The organism is Pseudoalteromonas sp. 20-92 (genome assembly GCF_030847595.1).
Taxonomy (GTDB): Bacteria; Pseudomonadota; Gammaproteobacteria; order Enterobacterales; family Alteromonadaceae; genus Pseudoalteromonas; species Pseudoalteromonas fuliginea.
The window spans coordinates 179,819-197,671 of the sequence record NZ_JANJGQ010000001.1; the positions used below are offsets into that span (position 1 = coordinate 179,819).

At 38.7% G+C, this 17,853-nt stretch carries 16 protein-coding genes; 11 read left to right on the forward strand and 5 right to left on the reverse strand.

Annotation, left to right across the window (positions count from 1 at the left end):
• The first annotated feature begins 568 nt into the window (after positions 1-568).
• From NRL14_RS00755 to NRL14_RS00765, 3 genes are all read left to right on the forward strand, one after another.
• Positions 569-1,867, forward strand: coding sequence for a PAS domain-containing methyl-accepting chemotaxis protein (locus NRL14_RS00755; protein ID WP_306723749.1), 1,299 nt, complete (start codon positions 569-571; stop codon positions 1,865-1,867).
• Between the two features lie 334 nt (positions 1,868-2,201).
• The gene (locus NRL14_RS00760) at positions 2,202-4,367 is read left to right on the forward strand and encodes a TonB-dependent receptor (protein WP_306723750.1); all 2,166 of its coding nucleotides are present in this window, start codon (positions 2,202-2,204) and stop codon (positions 4,365-4,367) included.
• A 215-nt stretch (positions 4,368-4,582) separates the two neighbouring features.
• Positions 4,583-5,545 carry a TDT family transporter gene (locus tag NRL14_RS00765; RefSeq protein WP_306723751.1) on the forward strand — a complete coding sequence of 321 codons (963 nt, stop codon included), beginning with the start codon at positions 4,583-4,585 and terminating at the stop codon, positions 5,543-5,545.
• Positions 5,546-5,547: 2 nt separating this feature from the next.
• On the opposite strand, the gene NRL14_RS00770 is transcribed toward NRL14_RS00765, so the two are convergent.
• A complete protein-coding gene (locus tag NRL14_RS00770; RefSeq protein ID WP_033030776.1) occupies positions 5,548-5,739 on the reverse strand; it encodes a DUF2986 domain-containing protein in 192 nt (63 codons plus the stop codon).
• A gap of 137 nt (positions 5,740-5,876) precedes the next feature.
• Here NRL14_RS00770 and NRL14_RS00775 point away from each other — a divergent pair, with 137 nt between their 5' ends.
• A complete protein-coding gene (locus NRL14_RS00775; protein ID WP_306723752.1) occupies positions 5,877-7,358 on the forward strand; it encodes a dipeptidase in 1,482 nt (493 codons plus the stop codon).
• Between the two features lie 300 nt (positions 7,359-7,658).
• Here the strand turns inward: NRL14_RS00775 and NRL14_RS00780 are convergent, their stop codons facing one another.
• Positions 7,659-7,799: a DUF2256 domain-containing protein gene (locus NRL14_RS00780; RefSeq protein WP_149615310.1), complete on the reverse strand. Its 141-nt coding sequence runs from the start codon at positions 7,797-7,799 to the stop codon at positions 7,659-7,661.
• Positions 7,800-7,801: 2 nt separating this feature from the next.
• The gene (locus NRL14_RS00785; protein WP_306723753.1) at positions 7,802-9,325 is read right to left on the reverse strand and encodes a cryptochrome/deoxyribodipyrimidine photo-lyase family protein; all 1,524 of its coding nucleotides are present in this window, start codon (positions 9,323-9,325) and stop codon (positions 7,802-7,804) included.
• 120 nt (positions 9,326-9,445) lie between these two features.
• Here NRL14_RS00785 and NRL14_RS00790 point away from each other — a divergent pair, with 120 nt between their 5' ends.
• From NRL14_RS00790 to NRL14_RS00810, 5 genes are read left to right on the forward strand one after another with little or no spacing between them, the layout of a single operon-like run.
• A complete protein-coding gene (locus NRL14_RS00790; protein ID WP_306723754.1) occupies positions 9,446-10,054 on the forward strand; it encodes a flavin reductase family protein in 609 nt (202 codons plus the stop codon).
• 32 nt (positions 10,055-10,086) lie between these two features.
• A complete protein-coding gene (locus NRL14_RS00795; protein ID WP_306723755.1) occupies positions 10,087-11,748 on the forward strand; it encodes a YHYH protein in 1,662 nt (553 codons plus the stop codon).
• 9 nt (positions 11,749-11,757) lie between these two features.
• On the forward strand, positions 11,758-12,288 hold the full coding sequence (locus tag NRL14_RS00800; protein WP_306723756.1) for a hypothetical protein: 531 nt from the start codon (positions 11,758-11,760) through the stop codon (positions 12,286-12,288).
• Positions 12,288-13,733, forward strand: coding sequence for an ATP-binding protein (locus NRL14_RS00805; protein WP_306723758.1), 1,446 nt, complete (start codon positions 12,288-12,290; stop codon positions 13,731-13,733). Before NRL14_RS00800 ends, NRL14_RS00805 begins: the two co-directional genes overlap by 1 nt.
• A gap of 39 nt (positions 13,734-13,772) precedes the next feature.
• Positions 13,773-14,447, forward strand: coding sequence for a response regulator (locus tag NRL14_RS00810; protein WP_033023590.1), 675 nt, complete (start codon positions 13,773-13,775; stop codon positions 14,445-14,447).
• Between the two features lie 29 nt (positions 14,448-14,476).
• Here NRL14_RS00810 and NRL14_RS00815 read toward each other — a convergent pair whose 3' ends face one another.
• The gene (locus NRL14_RS00815; protein WP_002958167.1) at positions 14,477-15,334 is read right to left on the reverse strand and encodes a PA4780 family RIO1-like protein kinase; all 858 of its coding nucleotides are present in this window, start codon (positions 15,332-15,334) and stop codon (positions 14,477-14,479) included.
• 298 nt (positions 15,335-15,632) lie between these two features.
• Here NRL14_RS00815 and NRL14_RS00820 point away from each other — a divergent pair, with 298 nt between their 5' ends.
• Entirely contained in the window at positions 15,633-15,908 is a 276-nt protein-coding gene (locus tag NRL14_RS00820; RefSeq protein WP_007376870.1) for an EF-hand domain-containing protein, read from the forward strand.
• Between the two features lie 12 nt (positions 15,909-15,920).
• Positions 15,921-16,373, forward strand: a complete 453-nt coding sequence (locus NRL14_RS00825) for a hypothetical protein (protein WP_306723759.1) — start codon at positions 15,921-15,923, stop codon at positions 16,371-16,373.
• Positions 16,374-16,461: 88 nt separating this feature from the next.
• Here the strand turns inward: NRL14_RS00825 and NRL14_RS00830 are convergent, their stop codons facing one another.
• Positions 16,462-17,754, reverse strand: coding sequence for a VCBS repeat-containing protein (locus NRL14_RS00830; protein ID WP_306723760.1), 1,293 nt, complete (start codon positions 17,752-17,754; stop codon positions 16,462-16,464).
• Positions 17,755-17,853 lie beyond the last annotated feature (99 nt).

Sequence of the window (17,853 nt, forward strand, 5' to 3'; positions counted from 1 at the left end):
AAAATTAGATTATTCTTGAGCCCGTTTATCTTTCGAGATTGAATTTACAGGAGCTTGTTTACTTTTAAGCACAGTGGCCTTATGTACCCTGGTTAACTCCTGTAAGCGTTTGATAACGTAGCGTAAATGCAAAGCATGCGCTGTCTTTACTCACTCTTATGTTAATGTAAATCAGTAGAGTAAGCAGGATCAGTTACCTAGCCTACGCCGCGATTTAATCGGCCAAGATAGAGTGAATTTTAATTTTTGAAGATCAACAGGCTCTAGATAATTAACCTAAACTCAGATTGAGGTTTTTCTCTAGCCAGAGATTTTCTGTGAAAACAAGGCGAGTTTACGCGTTAATAGCTGGCCTATTGCAAGTAAATTAAACGCAGTTAGCGCTGAAAGTAACCACTTGAGATAGATTGATTATCCAGAGTTTCGGTCAATTAGTGTGATGCGGCGCATAAAGTCTAATTTATTAGATTAAATTTGTATTTTTGCCTATATTTAAATTTTATAGTTGTAGTATAGAGCTTAAATAAACAGCTCATTCAGATTAAACATTTACCCTAAGGCAGCTTATATGTTTGGTATAAATAAAAGTAACTCGAAAATAGAAGCACTTGAGTTACAAGTCGCTCAAAAAGAATCAGTATTAAATGCAATAACGAAGCATGTTGCTTATATTGAGTTTACGGCTGAAGGGATTATTTTAGACGCTAATTTATTATTTTTGAACACAGTAGATTATACCAAGGATGATGTTGTTGGTCATCATCACCGCATGTTTTGTGAAAAATCATATGCGGAATCGAAAGAGTATACTCAATTTTGGAAAAATCTCAGAGACGGTAAGTCAGTAAGTGGGTCTTTTTTAAGATATAACTCCCAAGGCGAAAAAATATGGTTAGAAGCAACATACTTTCCAGTTGAAATAGATGGGGTTGTCGTTAAGGTAATTAAAATAGCCTCTGATATTACGGCTAATTACACGCAAAGAAAAGCACAAGAAGCAGTTGCAGAAGCATTAAGCAAAGCGTTGGCAACGATTGAATTTACCCCTCAAGGTGAAATATTAACAGCTAATAACAACTTTTTGTCTGCTACCGGTTATAAGCTAAATGAAATAATAGGTGAGCATCATAGGATGTTTTGCACCGACGAGTTTTACGATAAAAACCCACATTTTTGGGATGAGTTAGGGAAAGGGCAATTCAAATCAGGACAGTTTAAACGAGTAAAAGCAAATGGAGACATAATTTGGCTTGAGGCAACATATAACCCTATTTTAGATAACAAGGGAAACGTGATAAAGGTTATTAAATTTGCTTCGGATATAACTGAGCGCATGTCGCGTAACAGAGCCGTTACAGAAGCCGCAGCGATTGCACACGAATCAGCCGTTTCTACGGTTAAAACCGCCGTACTAGGCTCTGGTATTTTAAGCGATTCGATCGCAAATTCCGATGCCATCGTAAATCAGGTCCTTAAATCAGTTGAGTTAATTAAAAATCTAAATGAACAATCTGCGGTCATAGGATCAATTGTTTCTACTATAAGTAGTATTGCCGATCAAACTAATTTACTAGCTTTAAATGCAGCTATTGAAGCCGCTAGAGCAGGTGAATATGGCCGAGGTTTTGCAGTAGTAGCTGATGAAGTTAGACAATTGGCAGCAAGAACGAGTAGTTCTACAAATGAAATTGCAACGGTTGTAAAAAACAATCAAGAGCTGACCAATGATATTTCAAAGCAAATAACATCTGTTTCTGATTCCTCGGTTAAAGGGCGAGAGTTAATTTCAGAAGTATCTGACGTTATAAAAGACATTGAAGCTGGGGCGGAGAAGGTGTCGGAAATTGTGTCGCAGCTAAATGTGTAAAATTTAAAGAATACATTTTTATATAAGGGTCACAGTTTTACTGTTGGCTCTTTTTTATAATTAAAACCATCCTTTATTTATGGCCTGCTTATCTTTTGAGGTTGAATTTTCAGCAGTATGTTTGGTATTTAAGTAAGGCAGAGCCTATGTAGTGTTTATTCCTCATAAATAGGCGATAACGTAGAATAAATGCCAAACACGCGCTGCACGAAGAGTTCTGTCTAGGGGCAATTTAACAACATTCTTAATTGATAAAGTGCGACAATATGTCGCGCTTTTGCTTTTGCAGTTCACACTATAATTACGCCAATTCTTACAGTGGCATAAATTCACAATGGTTTATAAAAGCAAAACTCAAAAAACTTACTTACTTTCCCCTGTCGCACTTTTTATTAGCGGTGTGCTATCTCCGTTTGCATTTGCCGACGATACACCTTTAGAAGTAATTGAAGTACACGGACATGCTCAAAATAAGCATTTAGCACTTGGTTCGTCAGAATCGTTATTAAGTGATTTAGGTGTCGACTTTTCAGCTGCGGGCGGCGTATCTAACCTCCCTATTTTAAATGGTTTAATGGGCGACAGAGTTAAAGTGTTAATTGATGGCGCAGATGTTACCGCTGCATGCGCTAATCACATGAACCCGCCACTTTCGTATATTTCGGCTAATCAAATTACGTCTTACAATGTGGTTGCAGGCGTGTCGCCAGTGAGCGCGGGCGGCGATAATATTGCTGGCGTAATAAGCGTTAATTCTATTTCACCAGAGTATAGCAATAGCAGTGAATTAGATTGGCACTCAGGTTATGTGTCAGCAAAGTACAGTAGCGTTGATAACGGACGTAAACTTGGCGTTGGTGCACGTTTAGCAAGTGACACGTTTAGCCTTAATTATCAGGGCTCGTTTAGTGACGCAGATAGTTATGAAGACGGTAACGACGATGTAGTGCTTGATACATTGTATCGAGCGCAAAATCATAGTTTAACCGCAGCTATGCGCAATGATAAACAGCAATTAGTTATAAAGCTAACGCATCAAAAAATCCCGTATCAGGGATTTGCAAATCAGTATATGGATATGACCGATAACACCAGTTACGGTGCAATAGCTCAATACAAACGCTCCTTTGAAAACAGCGAGCTTGAAGGGCAAGTTAATTGGCACAGTGTAAAGCACGAAATGGGTTTTTTTAGCCAAGAAAAGACAGGCATGATGCCAATGAAAACCGATGCACAAGATATAAGTACGCAGCTTAAATGGCGTATTGCCCTTGATAAAAACAGCAGTATCTTACTCGCTCAAGAATATTTTAATTACAGCATTGATGATTGGTGGCCAGGTATTGAAGGCTCAACCATGATGGGACCAGACGATTACATAAATATAAATAACGGTAAACGAGAGCGCATAGCGGCATTTGCTGAATTTGAGAGCCAAGTAAATACAAAGTTATGGTTAAACGCAGGCGTACGTATTGAAAGTATTAATACCCACGTTGGAGAAGTTCAATCTTACAACGATGGTATGAGTATGATGGATATGGGCGATATGAGCGACATGGGTAGTATGCAAAGTATGTCCATGAGCGATACATCTACAGATAATACCATTGCCGCTGAGAATTTTAATGCTGGCGACAGAGATAAAACCGATACTGTAGTTGACGCTAGTTTATTAATTAACTACCAAATAACAAATAATGATGAGTTGCAATTTGGCCTTGCCCGTAAAAACCGAGCGCCTAATTTATATGAGCGATACAGCTGGGGCGTAAGCAATATGGCAACCACCATGATTGGTTGGTATGGCGATGGTAATGGCTATATTGGTAACCCTGATTTAGACGTTGAAACAGCGCATACAATAAGTGCTACTTATATTAAGCAGGCTAAAGATGATGGTTGGCGATTAAGCACCAATGTTTGGTATACAGATGTGAACAATTATATTGATGCTGATAGTGTAAGAAGCTTCAGTAGTTATGACTTAGACAATACAGCGCGTAACATTTTGCAGTTTACTAATGTAGATGCCATTTTATATGGTGCAAAAATAGATTTAACAGCCAACATTTATGAATCTAAGGATTTAGGTTACTGGCAGTTACACGCTAATGTTACTAATACGAGAGGTAAGCGCGACGATACTAACCAGCCGCTTTATCAAATTAAACCACTGCAAACCCAGCTAGGTATTAGCCAGCAAATTAATCGATTTGAAAATGCGTTATCTTGGCAGTGGGTAGATGCAAAAAGCCGTTTAGATAATAATCGTTTTGAAAACCAAACAGACAGCTACAGCTTGGTTAATTTAAGCTCTAAAGCCACATGGGATTCATTAACGCTAAGCGCAGAAGTGAGTAACGTGTTTGATGAATATTACCAGCTCCCCCTTGGCGGTGTAAGCATTGCAGCGCTTAAACAAGATAGCGGCAACGGGTTTGAGCAATTAGCAGGGCAAGGTCGTTCATTTAATGTAAGCGTTAGTTACGCGTTTTAATTAACCTCATATTCAAATTTAAAATAAAGCAAAAGCCATAACCACGTTATGGCTTTTTTTGCGCTTTAATAATTAAGCCGTAAACTTATTTTTATGAAATGTTTGTACGCAAAAAGCGTTCTATTAAGCACGTTTGTATTAATTTTACAGCGTTATTTTAAGGCAATGCAGTAAAAAGCAGTAACTTGTTCATCACCCAATGATTAGGAAGTACAGTGTTTAAGCAATTTAAAAATAAAGTGATGGGTGCGCCAACAGCTATGGCCGGTTTAGCTTTGGGTATTGCTAGTATGGGATGGACATGGGAAAACGTTTTTAATTTAAACTCTCAAGGGCAATTTTTGGGAGCGGTACTAGCTAGCGTATTAGTTTTACTTTTGGCTGCTAAGTTTTTACTACACCCTCATTTATTAAAAGCCGATTTAGCACACCCAGTTGCAGGAAGTGTGATCCCTACATTTGCAATGGCTAATCTTGTTATTTCAAACTCAATTGGGCAATTTAACCCATTGGCTGGTGATATTATGTGGGTTTTAGCTTTTGTGCTGCATCTCACATTTTTGGTGAGTTTTTTATACCAGCGAGCAAAAAAGTTTAACTTTGAGGATATGGCGCCCAGCTGGTTTGTGCCACCAGTAGGGATAATTATTGCAGATATTACTTTTTCGGGAAATCCGACATTAGCGTGGTTAGCTTATAGCGCGCTGGTTATTGGTATATCAACGTACGCGATAATGCTGCCCATTATGTTTTATCGTTTTTTATTAGCATTAAAAAGTGACTACGAAATACAGCCAACACTTGCCATTTTAGCTGCGCCTGCCAGTTTAACATTAGCGGGGTATTTTCATATTGTAGCTAATCCATCACTTGTTATAGTGGGGGCATTATTTATATTAGCGATAATAAAAACACTGATTGTTTATGTGTTATTTATAAAGTTATTACGTAGACCTTTTACGCCGAGCTACGCTGCTTTTACATTTCCAATGGTTATTGGGGCAACTGCATTATTTAAAATGAAAGACTGGATGCAAAGTATAAACCTCGCAATATCATATGTAGATACAGTTAATTACTTAGCTACGTTTGAGCTTATAGTTGCCACGGGAGTGATATGTTATGTAAGTGGTCGCTACTTTTGCCACTTTAAATTATCAAAGCAACGGTTAACGTAAAGTTACTCTTGGGTTACCTGTGGCTCATTACTTTCTTGTTCAGCTAGTTTTTCGCGCTCAGCTTTTGATACATAAGACGGTTTGTTGCTTTTGTGTAGTTTAGCGTTAGTGCGTTTATCTTTCTTTTGAAATTTAGTGACGATTTTTTTACGACGGTTCACAATTAAAGACCCTGTTAATTTTAAGTCGCGCATTATACATTCATCCTCATAAAAGCTGCTATATAAATATTTACCTTAAGTTACCTGTGTGCCTGCCACAAATTGCTATATGTAAGCCTCCCATAGCGTTATAATTAATGCTCTTAGTTATTAATTAAATGGGAATTGTTTTGAAAAAGTTAGCTTTAGCCAGTATTGCTTTATTTGCATTTGGTGCTCATGCGCAGTTAAATAAAAATATTGATAGCGTTGCCGATTACGCAGTAAATACCTACCAAAATGCTCAAATACACACACTAACTAACTTAGTGGCTTTTCCGACGGTTAATAAAAACGACATTAGCGCTCCTCAAAATCCCGATTTTATTGGCTTTAAAGCACTTTTAAAAATGAAAGCCGCAGAGCTTGGTTTTGACTATCAAGATTTAGGCTACACCGTATTAATTGGTATGGGCGAGCAAAGCGAAAAAGTAACGGTAGTAACCCACGGCGATGTGCAACCTGCTAATGCTAGCAAATGGAAACAAAGTCCTTTTATTATTGATACATCTGAACCGGGTAAATTAGTTGGTCGTGGTACGGAAGACGATAAAGGTGCAATAGCAACAGCGCTTTACGCCATGAAAGCAATTAAAGATAAAGGCATAACGCTTAATAACCGTATTGAGCTGATGATTTACCTTGCAGAGGAGTCTGATTGGGGTCCGCTTACTAAATTCATGAAAACGTATGAACAACCAAAATATGCAGTAACGATTGATGCATCATACCCTGTAGTGGTTGCCGAGAAAGGCTGGAGCTTAATTGCACCTACTTTTAATGCAACATCACCACAGACGGGTTTATATGTAAAGGATGTAACTGGCGGTGCGTTTAGAAGCCAAATTCCAGAAGATGCAAGCTTAGTACTTCACAATGCAGACGCGGCACTTATTAATACATTAAAAGCAAAAACATTAAATAAAGTTGAATTTAACTTTAGTGAAAAAAGTAATGGTTTAGCAATAAGCGTTAAAGGTATGTCGGCGCATTCATCTGAGCCGGAGTCGGGTATAAATGCCATTGCTTATTTAGCTGAGTTATTTAAAGGCGTGGAGCTTGAAAATAACAGTGACGGCCAGCTAATCGACTTTGTGAATCAGTTAATTGGTTTAGACATTCACGGTAAACAGTTTGGCGAAATAGCCTATAAGCACGACTTTATGGGCCCGATGACAGTGGCACCAACCGTTATTGAGCGCGATGGTAATGCACTAACTCTTGCTGTAAATGCACGTCGCCCAATGGGTAAAGACGAAGCTGTATTAAAAAAGCAAATTGATGATGCACTCGCTAATTGGCAGGCCACTAACAATGTAACGCTTGCCAACATAGAAACAATTATTGGCACACCTATGCTACTTGATAGTGCGCCGCACGCGCAAAAGCTGCTTGATATTTTCAAGCATTTTACGGGCGACGAAAAAGCTGACTTTGTATCAATAGGTGGTGGCACTAACGCAAAGCTGTTTGATAATGCAGTATCGTTTGGCCCTTCAATGCCAGGTAAACGCTACACGGGTCACTCAGAGCATGAATTTATGACACTTGAGCAACTTGAGCTTAATTTACGTATGTACACAGCAATGATGATAGAGCTAGGTAATATGTAAGTTATAGTTGTTTAGTAAAAGCCGCCTTGGTTAACTGGGCTGACCCAGCAAGGCGGCTTTTTTGTGTTTATTAAAACTGGGCTACAAAGCTAAGATTATATATATCATAGTTATCATTATCAGTGTAATTACACCAATTTGCATAAAGATTAAATCAATTTTATCCAGTCACTAGAGTATATGTTTTTAACTGCTTCAGGAGCTAAGATAAATTTATTCCACGGTTGCGATACCTATTCGGCTACCTCTTCATAACCACTAAACACGTGATTATGTAGCAAAATAGGCGCCAGTTAATTGTTATCCCTGTTTATTTCGCTTACAGTGCTCTGAACAGTAAATAACGTTATCCCAGTCGCGCTGCCATTTTTTACGCCATGTAAAAGGTTTATTACAAATAGGGCATATTTTTTGAGGTAAGTTTAGTTTTTTGTGCGCCATGCTTACTTAGCCTTACTGTTAGTTTTAGTGTTGTTTTTATTTTTTGCTTGGCTTGTTTTTGGTGTAATTGCTACGTGCCTTCTAAGAATTTTCCCTATGGCGCGTTTAACATCGGCTCGCTCACGGTATTGCCATAAGCGTTCGCGTGCTTCTTTTGAAGCAGTGGTTAAATCAAGCATGGGTTCAGGGTAATCCTCCCCTAGTTTAAAATCGTTAAATAGCGCTTCCATCGGAGTTTGCTCCCAAGGCTGATGTAAATATTCAATAGGGAGTTTTTCAAGCTCGGGGCACCACTTTTTAATAAATGAACCTGTTGGGTCTTGATCCTCCGATTGTTTAATTGGGTTGTAGTGCCTAATGGTATTAATACCTGTTACCGAGGCTTGCATTTGAATTTGCGGATAGTGAATTCCGGGTTCAAAATCTAAAAAGTAATTAGCGAGAGGAAAGCTTGCTTGCTGCCAGCTTATATTTAAATGATGCGTTACAAAGCTTACAAGCATGGCGCGCATTCTAAAGTTTATATAGCCGGTGGCTTTTAAGCAGCGCATGCAAGCGTCAATAATTGGAACACCTGTTTGACCTTGTGCCCAGCGTTCAATATCATTTTTAACATGTTCATCATCGCGATACGGAAATACATGATAACCCGGATTAAGGGCTAAAAATTCCATGGAGCACTCGCTTTCAAACTTTTGCATAAAGTGGCAGTGCCAATGCAAACGGGATACAAACGCAGCAAGCGGCCGCTTCCAGCCTCTTTTATCAGGGTGTTTTGAATGATATTCATCAATTGCCATTTGATACACTTGCCTGAGGCTAATGTTCCCCCACGCTAAATACGGGGAAAGCCGAGAGCAATGTGTTTGGCTTAAACTTGGGCTTGATATTCCTTTTTGATAACCTTTACCGCGCTCGGCAAAAAAGCTCTGCATTACAGTTCGTGCATGCAGCGGGCCACCTTGTTGAAAGCTGTCGTGATCTTGCGTGTAAGCGCTTGGTAGCTCAGGCGCTTGATAGTTATTAAGGGTAATTGTTTTTATGCTCTTCCAATTAGGAACAGCAATAGGTGCTTGCATTGTTTGCTGCCAGCGTTCGTTCCAATTATTACGATTTTTTTTGCCGCGAATCACTGCGCCTGTTTGCGACTCTTGCCAATTAATGTGGTTACGCTGGCACCAAGTTTTAATAGCTTTATCGCGCTCAAAGGTATTGTTTAAGCCTATTTCTTGATAGCTAAATATATTTACTATTTCAAACTGCGTCTTTAACGACTCAAGTAAATCGCTCATATTTAAATTAAAGATATAAACACAGGCGTTAAAACGCGCTAGCTGATTATTTAACTCAACTATTGATTGATACACAAAGCGCCAATGCCGCTCATTGTAGTGGGCATCTTCGAGCAGCAATGGCTCAAAGTTATAAAGTAATAGGGTCGGTAAGCCATTACTAAATGCATTTTTTAATGGTTGATGATCGCTAAGACGTAAATCACGTTTAAACCACACGATGTTTATTTTCATATAATTGGTTTATTGCTTTAAATAGAAATAAAAATTAACTTGTTATTTAATTGAGTTAGCCAAAGTTATACGTAACTACCTTGAATTAAGATTTAGTTTTAATGTATTAAAAGGAAATGTATGTTTTTAGATCTCACCGAAAATACCAACCAAAATGTTTACTCTTACTTAGTCGGCGGTATAAGCCCACGGCCTATCGCATGGATAAGTACATTAAATAGTGAAGGTATTGCGAATATTGCGCCTTATTCATTTTTTACTGTGGCTAGCTGCAAGCCACCTGTTTTAAGTGTTACGCAAGTAAACCCTAGTGATAAAACGAATAAAGATACGCTCAATAATCTAATGGCAACTAAAGAATGTGTGGTTAATATTGTCAGCCAAGAGCTAGTTGAAAAAATGAATCAAAGTTGTGCAAATTATCCTAGTGATATAAGCGAATTTGATGCAGCAAACATCGCCCAAGCTCCAAGTAAGTTAGTTAATGCGCCAAGCGTTGCCGATTCAAAAGTACGGTTTGAATGTAAGTTACGCGAAGTTATTACTATTTCAAGCGAGCCTGGCGGCGGACAAATGATGTTGTTGGATGTAGTGGGTATTTGTATAGACGATGAAGTAATGAGTTGTGGCTATATTGATCCTGAATTATTAAATGCAGTGGGTAAAATGGGCGGCGATTACTTTACTACAACCAAAGATAAGTTTTTGCTTAAAAGACCACAGTTGTAATTTTATGTAGGTTCTTCCTTTGTTTATGCACATTGTTTGCACTTTTACTTGTTAACTTTGCTTTATTAAACGTTAAAGTAAAGGTTCAAACATTGAAAACACTTTTTAAAACAAAAGCCGCTAATGTAACTAAATTATTTGCATTAAGCGCGCTTTGCATCGCTTTAAGCGCATGTAACAGCGATTCTACAAGTACTACAACAGACGGCGAAACAGTCAGTAATAGTGCTCCAACGGTTGATGCCGGTATTGACCAAACTGTTAATGCGGGTGATACCGTTTATTTAAGTTCAACGGTTGAAGATGACGGCGAAGTATCTGTTAGTTGGTCACAAACATCAGGCACTACCGTTAGTTTATCTTCAAGTACCGTAACGTCTACTGAGTTTGTTGCACCTGAGGTATTAACCGATGAAGCACTTGTATTTGAAATCAGTGCAGATGACGGTACAAACGATGTCGTTGTAGATACCGTTATAGTTAATGTTATTGCTTCATCAGACTCAGATACTGGCACTATTGATAATAGTGCAAAACTTACCAGCTGGTTAATTAATAATGATACAACCTCTACTTATATACAAAACAATGGCGCAGTGGTTGAAGATGTTCAATCAGTTGAGGTTGTTACTGTTACAGAGGAAGATGCTGACGTTGAATACATGTACGTGCAAACAACTGACATTCCTAGATATGATGTAACACTTACACAAGACCAAGTAGACGCGTTAAATAATCGCCCGCGTGCAGCTACTGATTTTTATAACGGTGTAACCTCAGCAGCAGTAGGTCAAACTATTTCCTTTGGTGAAGATATTGGCTATAACAGCAGCACTGAAAATTGTGATGACACGGGCGGTGCAGGTTATTGGCCACCAGGACCAGGCTGCCCGACAGAACAAGCGGTTGAGGCGTATTTTCCGATAACACCGACCGACTTATCAGGCACTGAAACCTGCGAAACAGGTTTAGGTACAGTTGGCTTAATGGTTAATGGCACCAGTATATTTAACTGGGGCGATGGTATGAGCTACGGTAATAATATTTGGTATACATTAGCGCCCATTGCTGAGCAGTACGATGTTGATGTGTGTGGCGGACATGCTGCTAACGGGGAATATCATCATCACTTTTATACGAGTTGCTTAGCTGATTTACTTGAAGATGATGGCGATGCACATTCACCTATTTATGGGTTTGCAGCTGATGGCTATCCGCTTTATGGTCCTTATGAAAGTAACGGACAACTTGCATTAAGCGGCTGGGAAATGCGTGATTATGGCGCATCAGAAAGTGAGGGTGGTTGTGGTACTGAGGGCGAACGAAGCTGTACCTTAGTTGATCAATACGATGTTAGCCAAGGCACACAAACAAGTGATGCAGGTCCTGCTATTGGCGCAGAAGTAACGACGCTCTCTGGTAATACATTAAATGCCGACGATGGTTACTACTTTGAAGATTATTACTACGCACAAAAAACAGTAACCGGTGCTCAATTAGATGAGCATAACGGCCACGATACTAACGATGGCAAGGGTTATCACTACCATATAACACTAATGTTAGACAGCGATGGTAAATTACAGCCTTCTTTTCCTTATCAAATAGGGCCTCGTTTTAAAGGTCAATTAGCCGATAATTCAATTGGTCGCTGTGATTCGGGCGAAACAATGGGTCCACCACCGGGAATGTAAGGAGTAACTATGCGTTATTTTAAATACGCATTGATCCTAACTACTGCTGCGCTATTGAGCTTTAAGCTCTTTGCGCAGCAGGAAATGATGGATCATAGCCATATGCCCATAGCAGTGCCAAATGATATGCCAGTCCCGGCATTAAGCCTTAAGTTATTAAAAGATAGTATGTCGGGTTATAACTTAATTTTAGATACGCAGCGCTATGATTTGTCTGTGCCGCCAGAGGGCACGATGAACATGCAGCAAATGATGAGCGTTACTACAAACGATGACACGGGCTTTTTACAAGGTCATGCTCATTTATATATAAATGGGGTTAAAATACAGCGAATTTACGGACATGCATTGCATTTACCTGCTAACTTATTTAAAAATGGTATAAATACCGTATCGGTTACTTTAAATAATCATGGTCATATGTATTGGACCGTTCAAGGCAAAAAAATAATTGCTACGTTGTATGTTAACGACCAAAGCAAAGAGTTTATAACATACCGATTTGAAAGCTTTCCTAGCAAGGTTGAAAACACGCATTAATGAAAATTCATAATAAACTTTTTTTAATACTATTTAGTTTTACTTTTAGTGTTATTGCAGGGCTGGTGATACTTATACAATGGAGTATAGGTCAAGGCGTAATTGATTTTGTTAATGCAAAAGAGATAAAAGCGCTAGAGCCACTTGTTGTACAACTTGCAAAGCAATACGAACAAACCCCCTCATGGCAACGCGTTGTTGGCGATGGCGAAAATTTTAGAAAGCTTGTTGAATCGCAGCTAGAAAATAGCCAGTTTTTACCTAGACCACCAAAAGGTCCGGGTTCCAGGGGAGGGGTGATGCGACACCCGCCACCCGATCATGTTCGTTTAGGGATGGATCGTCGCCCACCACCGGACAATATTGCTCACTACGCTTTACTTGATGAAAATAAACAGCGAGTAGTGGGTAAGTATCTCAGCGGTTTAAAATATATAACAACCCCAATTACAGTGGGCGATAAAGTAGTGGGTTACTTAGCTGTTTCTAAAAGAGATAGCTTGGTGGATGGTTATGAACTTGATTTTTTACAGCAACAAACTAACTACCTATGGTTTATTGCTTTAGCTGCGGTAGTGCTTACATTACTGGTTACCTTTTTATTGTCTCGCCACTTAGTAAGCCCAGTAAAGCAAATTGCTAACGGTATGCATCGCTTAACGCAAGGTAATTACGAGACCAAACTTACGCTTGAGCGAAAAGACGAATTAGGCCAATTAAGCGAAGATTTTAATATCCTTGCATTTACACTCGCTAAAGATGAGCAAGTACGTAAGCGATGGCTTGCTAATATTTCTCATGAGCTTAGGACGCCAATGAGCATTTTACTCGGTGAACTTGAAGCTATGCTACTTGGTATACGAGAACCGAACGCAAAAAATATAAGTTCGGCTAACGATGAAGCTTTGCATTTAAAACGCTTAATAGACGACTTGCATATGCTCAATAGCGCAGAGTTAGGGGGTATGCATTACACTATGCAACCTACTGACATGGCGTTATTATTAAATACTATTGAGCAAAAATATCAGGTTGTGCTTGAACAACATAATATAAAAATTCATTTACTAAATAGCGCTAAACACATAACTGTACAAGCAGATAAAACACGCCTTTTGCAGCTACTCGATAATATTTTAATGAACGCAGTACACTATGCACAATGCTCAACTATTTCATTAACGGCTAGCAATATAAGTATTAAAGGGCAAACCTACTTAGAGCTTATAATTGAAGATAATGGCGTAGGTGTAGAGCAGTCGCATTTATCGCATTTGTTTGAGTATTTATATCGAGTAGATAGTTCGCGTAATCGCCAAGAGGGGGGTTCTGGTTTAGGCTTATCTATTTGCCAGCATATAGTTAAAGGCCATAATGGTGAAATAGCTGCAGAAAAAGCCAGCTTAGGCGGCCTTGCTATTATTATTAGATTGCCAACTATTTAGTTTATAAAAATAAAGTTGAGGTTACTTACAGAGATGCCTATGAGTGAACAAATACTGATTGTGGAAGATGAAGTAAAGCTAGCTAACTTAATGAGTGACTTTTTAAGCAGCCACCACTTTATCACTCATCAAATACATCACGGGAATGAAGTATTACCTTGGCTTGAAATTAACAGCCCGAGTGTAATCTTACTCGACATAATGTTACCAGGCCAAAGTGGCATTGAATTGTGTAAAGCAATCAGGCGCTTTTCAAACGTGCCTATTATTATGGTATCGGCAAGAGTCGAAGAAATAGATAGATTACTTGGACTAGAGTTAGGTGCTGATGACTATATCTGTAAGCCGTTTAGTTATGCTGAGCTGGTGGCACGCGTAAAAGCTATATTAAGGCGATTAAATAACGCAAGTGATGTTACAGAGTCAACAATGAAGCTTGATGAGAGCACCTACAACGTAAAATACAAATCAAGCAGCATAGAGCTAACGAACTTTGAATTTCAGCTATTTAAACCTTTGTTTAACAACCCAAATCGTATTTATTCGCGCGATAGTTTAATGGACACTATGTACGCCGATCAGCGTATTGTGAGCCACCGTACTATTGATAGCCATATTAAAAAGTTGCGTAAAAAACTAGATGAAGTGACACAAACTGAAAGTGTTATTCAGTCTGTTTATGGGGTTGGCTACCGATTTGTGCACCCGCAGTAAGGGGGGGATTAGTGAGCTATGATGATGATCTACTCATCATCGTCAGCATTTTTAATTCGCTCTAAACGGTCAAACTCTTCATATTCTGCCGCTTGGATTTCATCAAGAATAGAATCTACATCTGCAAGTTCGTCGCTGTCTTCAAACTCACCTGTAAGCGTTGAATTAGGCGTTAAATTGGCCTCTTCAAATAGTGCCCACATTTCTTTAGCGTATTGAGTTTTTAGTATGCTTGGCGCAAATTCACCATAGTAGCGGCGTATGTTATTTACATCGCGTGCAAACATAGCTTGTGCACTGTTATTTGCTGAAGCGTTAACTGCTTGCGGTAAATCTATAATTACAGGGCCGTTATTATCTACAAGTACATTAAATTCAGATAAATCACCGTGTATTATACCTGCGCAAAGCATAAGCTTAATGTAATGTATCATGAGTTTATACTGCTCAATCGCTTGCTCTTCACTAAAAACGACATGTCCTAGTTGAGGAGCTACGTTACCATCCTCGTCCGACACGAGCTCCATAAGCAGCACGCCATCAATACAAAAGTAAGTATCAGGTACACGTACACCCACACCGGCTAAACGAGATAGCGCATCCACTTCGGCATTTTGCCAAATCTCTTCTTCTAATTGACGGCCATAGCTAGAGCGTTTGCCCATAGCACGGGCTTGGCGTCCACCACGTACTTTTCGGCCTTCTTGGTATTGTGCCGCTTTTTTAAAGCTACGTTTAACGGCATCTTTATACACTTTTGCACAGCGTATGTGTTCACCACAACGCACAATAAATACATCGGCTTCTTTGCCGCTCATTAGTCGGCTTATAACTTCGTCAATAAGGCCATCATCAACAAGAGGTTGTAGGCGTTTAGGTATTTTCACAGATTGCCTGCTAAGTAGGGTTGGTTATTAATCATTATTTATGAAAGTGCTCTGTATTTGTTTGTTTAATTGGCTCAAGCAGTATATCAGCTTTGAGAATTAAGGGCAGTAACGCAACTGCTCGTCAGTTATTAATCGTATTATTTTATTAGCTTATATATTGATTGCAATGCAATCAACCATAACTTTTTAAATTAATTTTTTTATCAAAATAATTTACTACTTCCCTATTGTTTGCACATTGTTTGCGTTTTTAAAGCGTAATCTTAATTTAATTCTTAAATACGAGGTTATTACTATGAAGCATTTTTCAACACTTGCCACTGTGGCAATATTATCTATTGCTTTTTCAGCTAATGTAGCTGCACGAGGGGGTGACAATCCTCCTGAAAGACCTGATTTTTCAACTATTGATACTGATGGCGATGGTGTAATTAGCTTTGAAGAGTTTAGTGCTAAAAAACCACCGCACGGCGATGCACAAACAATTTTTGATTCTATAGATGCCGATGGTAATGGCGAAATTAGTGAACAAGAGCTTAGCGATCATAAACCACCTCGTCGTGAACGTTGAAAGGGTACTAAAATGATTAATAGTATTAACAGCAGTTCTGCCAGTTTGATGTCGCAACAAAGCAGCCAAACAGCAAAGCTAACAACAGAGCAAAGCGATTTTATTAAAGAAACGCTTGCACAGTTTGATGCAGAAAACTTAACTAGCGACGATGCGCAAAGTATTCAAGCGGCGTTTAAAGAGCAAGGTATTGCACCCACTAAAGAGCTTGCTGATTTAATGGGCGAACTTGAATTTGATGCTAAAAGTATTGGTGATGCAGGACGGGCAGAAGGCCAGCGTCCGCCACCGCCGCAAAACTCATTAGAATCAGTCGATACAGATGAAGTAGTCAGCTATTTAGATGAGCTATTAACTGAGTATTCAAATCAGTTGTCAGATGAAGATAAAGAATTAATCCTTGCATCAGTGCAAGAGAAATTTGGTTTAAGTGAAGGTGATTCACTGCTAAACGTAACTGCTTAAGTGTTATTACTTAGAGTAAAGCTGACTGTTACTCGCAGGTTTAAGTCAAAAAGCCCAACGGTTAATTCAGTTGGGCGTTTTTATTGGTTTAATTTAACCGTGTTTCTATTTTGCTGGTGCCATCTTCTTCGGTAAATTTAAATACAAAATCTTTTTTACCATCTTGGTTTATATCAACTAACAGAATATCTTTGTTATTTTTAGGCAGCGTTAATTTTAATTTCTTACGTTTTTTATTTAGCAGTGAATCTTGCTCTCCGTAATAAATATACAGTGTTTTTTTACTGTATTTGTATACCGCGTCAATATAGCTGTCGCCGTTAATATCGCCTAAATAGAGCGCTGGTTTGGAATCATTGCCGTTCATTCCCACTTCCATTTCTAAATCAAGTTCGATACTCGATTTATTGGCAAATGAGCCGTCGGGTTGCTGTTTATAAAGATTCATTTCTACATCTACATCAGTACTGCCACCGCCCAATGCCATAGACGCGATAGTACCTAAGCCAATATCTAAATCCATTTTTTGTAAATCAATTAAGCCATCATTATTAAAATCAGTTTTGAGTAATAACTCACTAGGGCCCTGTGTTTCAAATAAGGTAATGGGCGTACTAGTAAAACCTTTAGCGCTCCCTAGGTATAAAGTATGTGCTATTTTTATATCTAACGAATCCATACCTTGCGTAGGCTTAAACTGCCTGGTTGTAAAATCTAGAAATCCGTCGTTATTAATATCAATAATTTGCTTTATTTTGCGAGTTTCACCATTACTTAGTTCGCCTAACTCGATGTCAAAGTCAATTGAGGTAAGCTTTTGCTCAAAGCCCTCTGAATTAGCAAGGAGTACATCTGCTCCAAAGTCGTTTGAAAATACTAGGTCGTTTAAGCCGTCGTGGTTAAAATCAATAACGACGGGTTTATTGTTAATGTTAACTTCTAGAGAAAGCCCTTTTCCTGAAAAGCTGCCGTCTTTGTTTTGAACATATAAGGTGCTGCTTGTTAAATTAGGGATAAAAATATCACTTAAGCCATCGTTATTGGCATCAAAAACAAAATCAATTTTCTCAAACTCATCTACTTTTAATGTATTAAGCACTGATTCATAAGTAAACAATAATGTTGTTTTATCGCTATTGGTTTTATAAACCCCGTCGTTTGCTAAAATTAGTGCTTGTTTGGTATCGGCATTGGCAAGTGTTGCTACATCAAAACCAATCGCATTATTGGGTAGGGTAAGTTGAATGCTTTTTGCGCTTAGTAAATTGATGCTCTCAAGCTGCTTTAGGGTCTTGTTATATGCAAATACAGTTGCGGAGTCGGTTGTAATTAGTGCTTGTGTTGTTTGTATTGCTAGTTTTTGTGCTGATACAAGGCACATAGCGTTATTATTATTTTATTCATTCGTTAATCCTTTAAATTAACGAGCAATATAGTATTGCTCAAGATTAATTTATAGTACCAACGACTAATTTTAGAA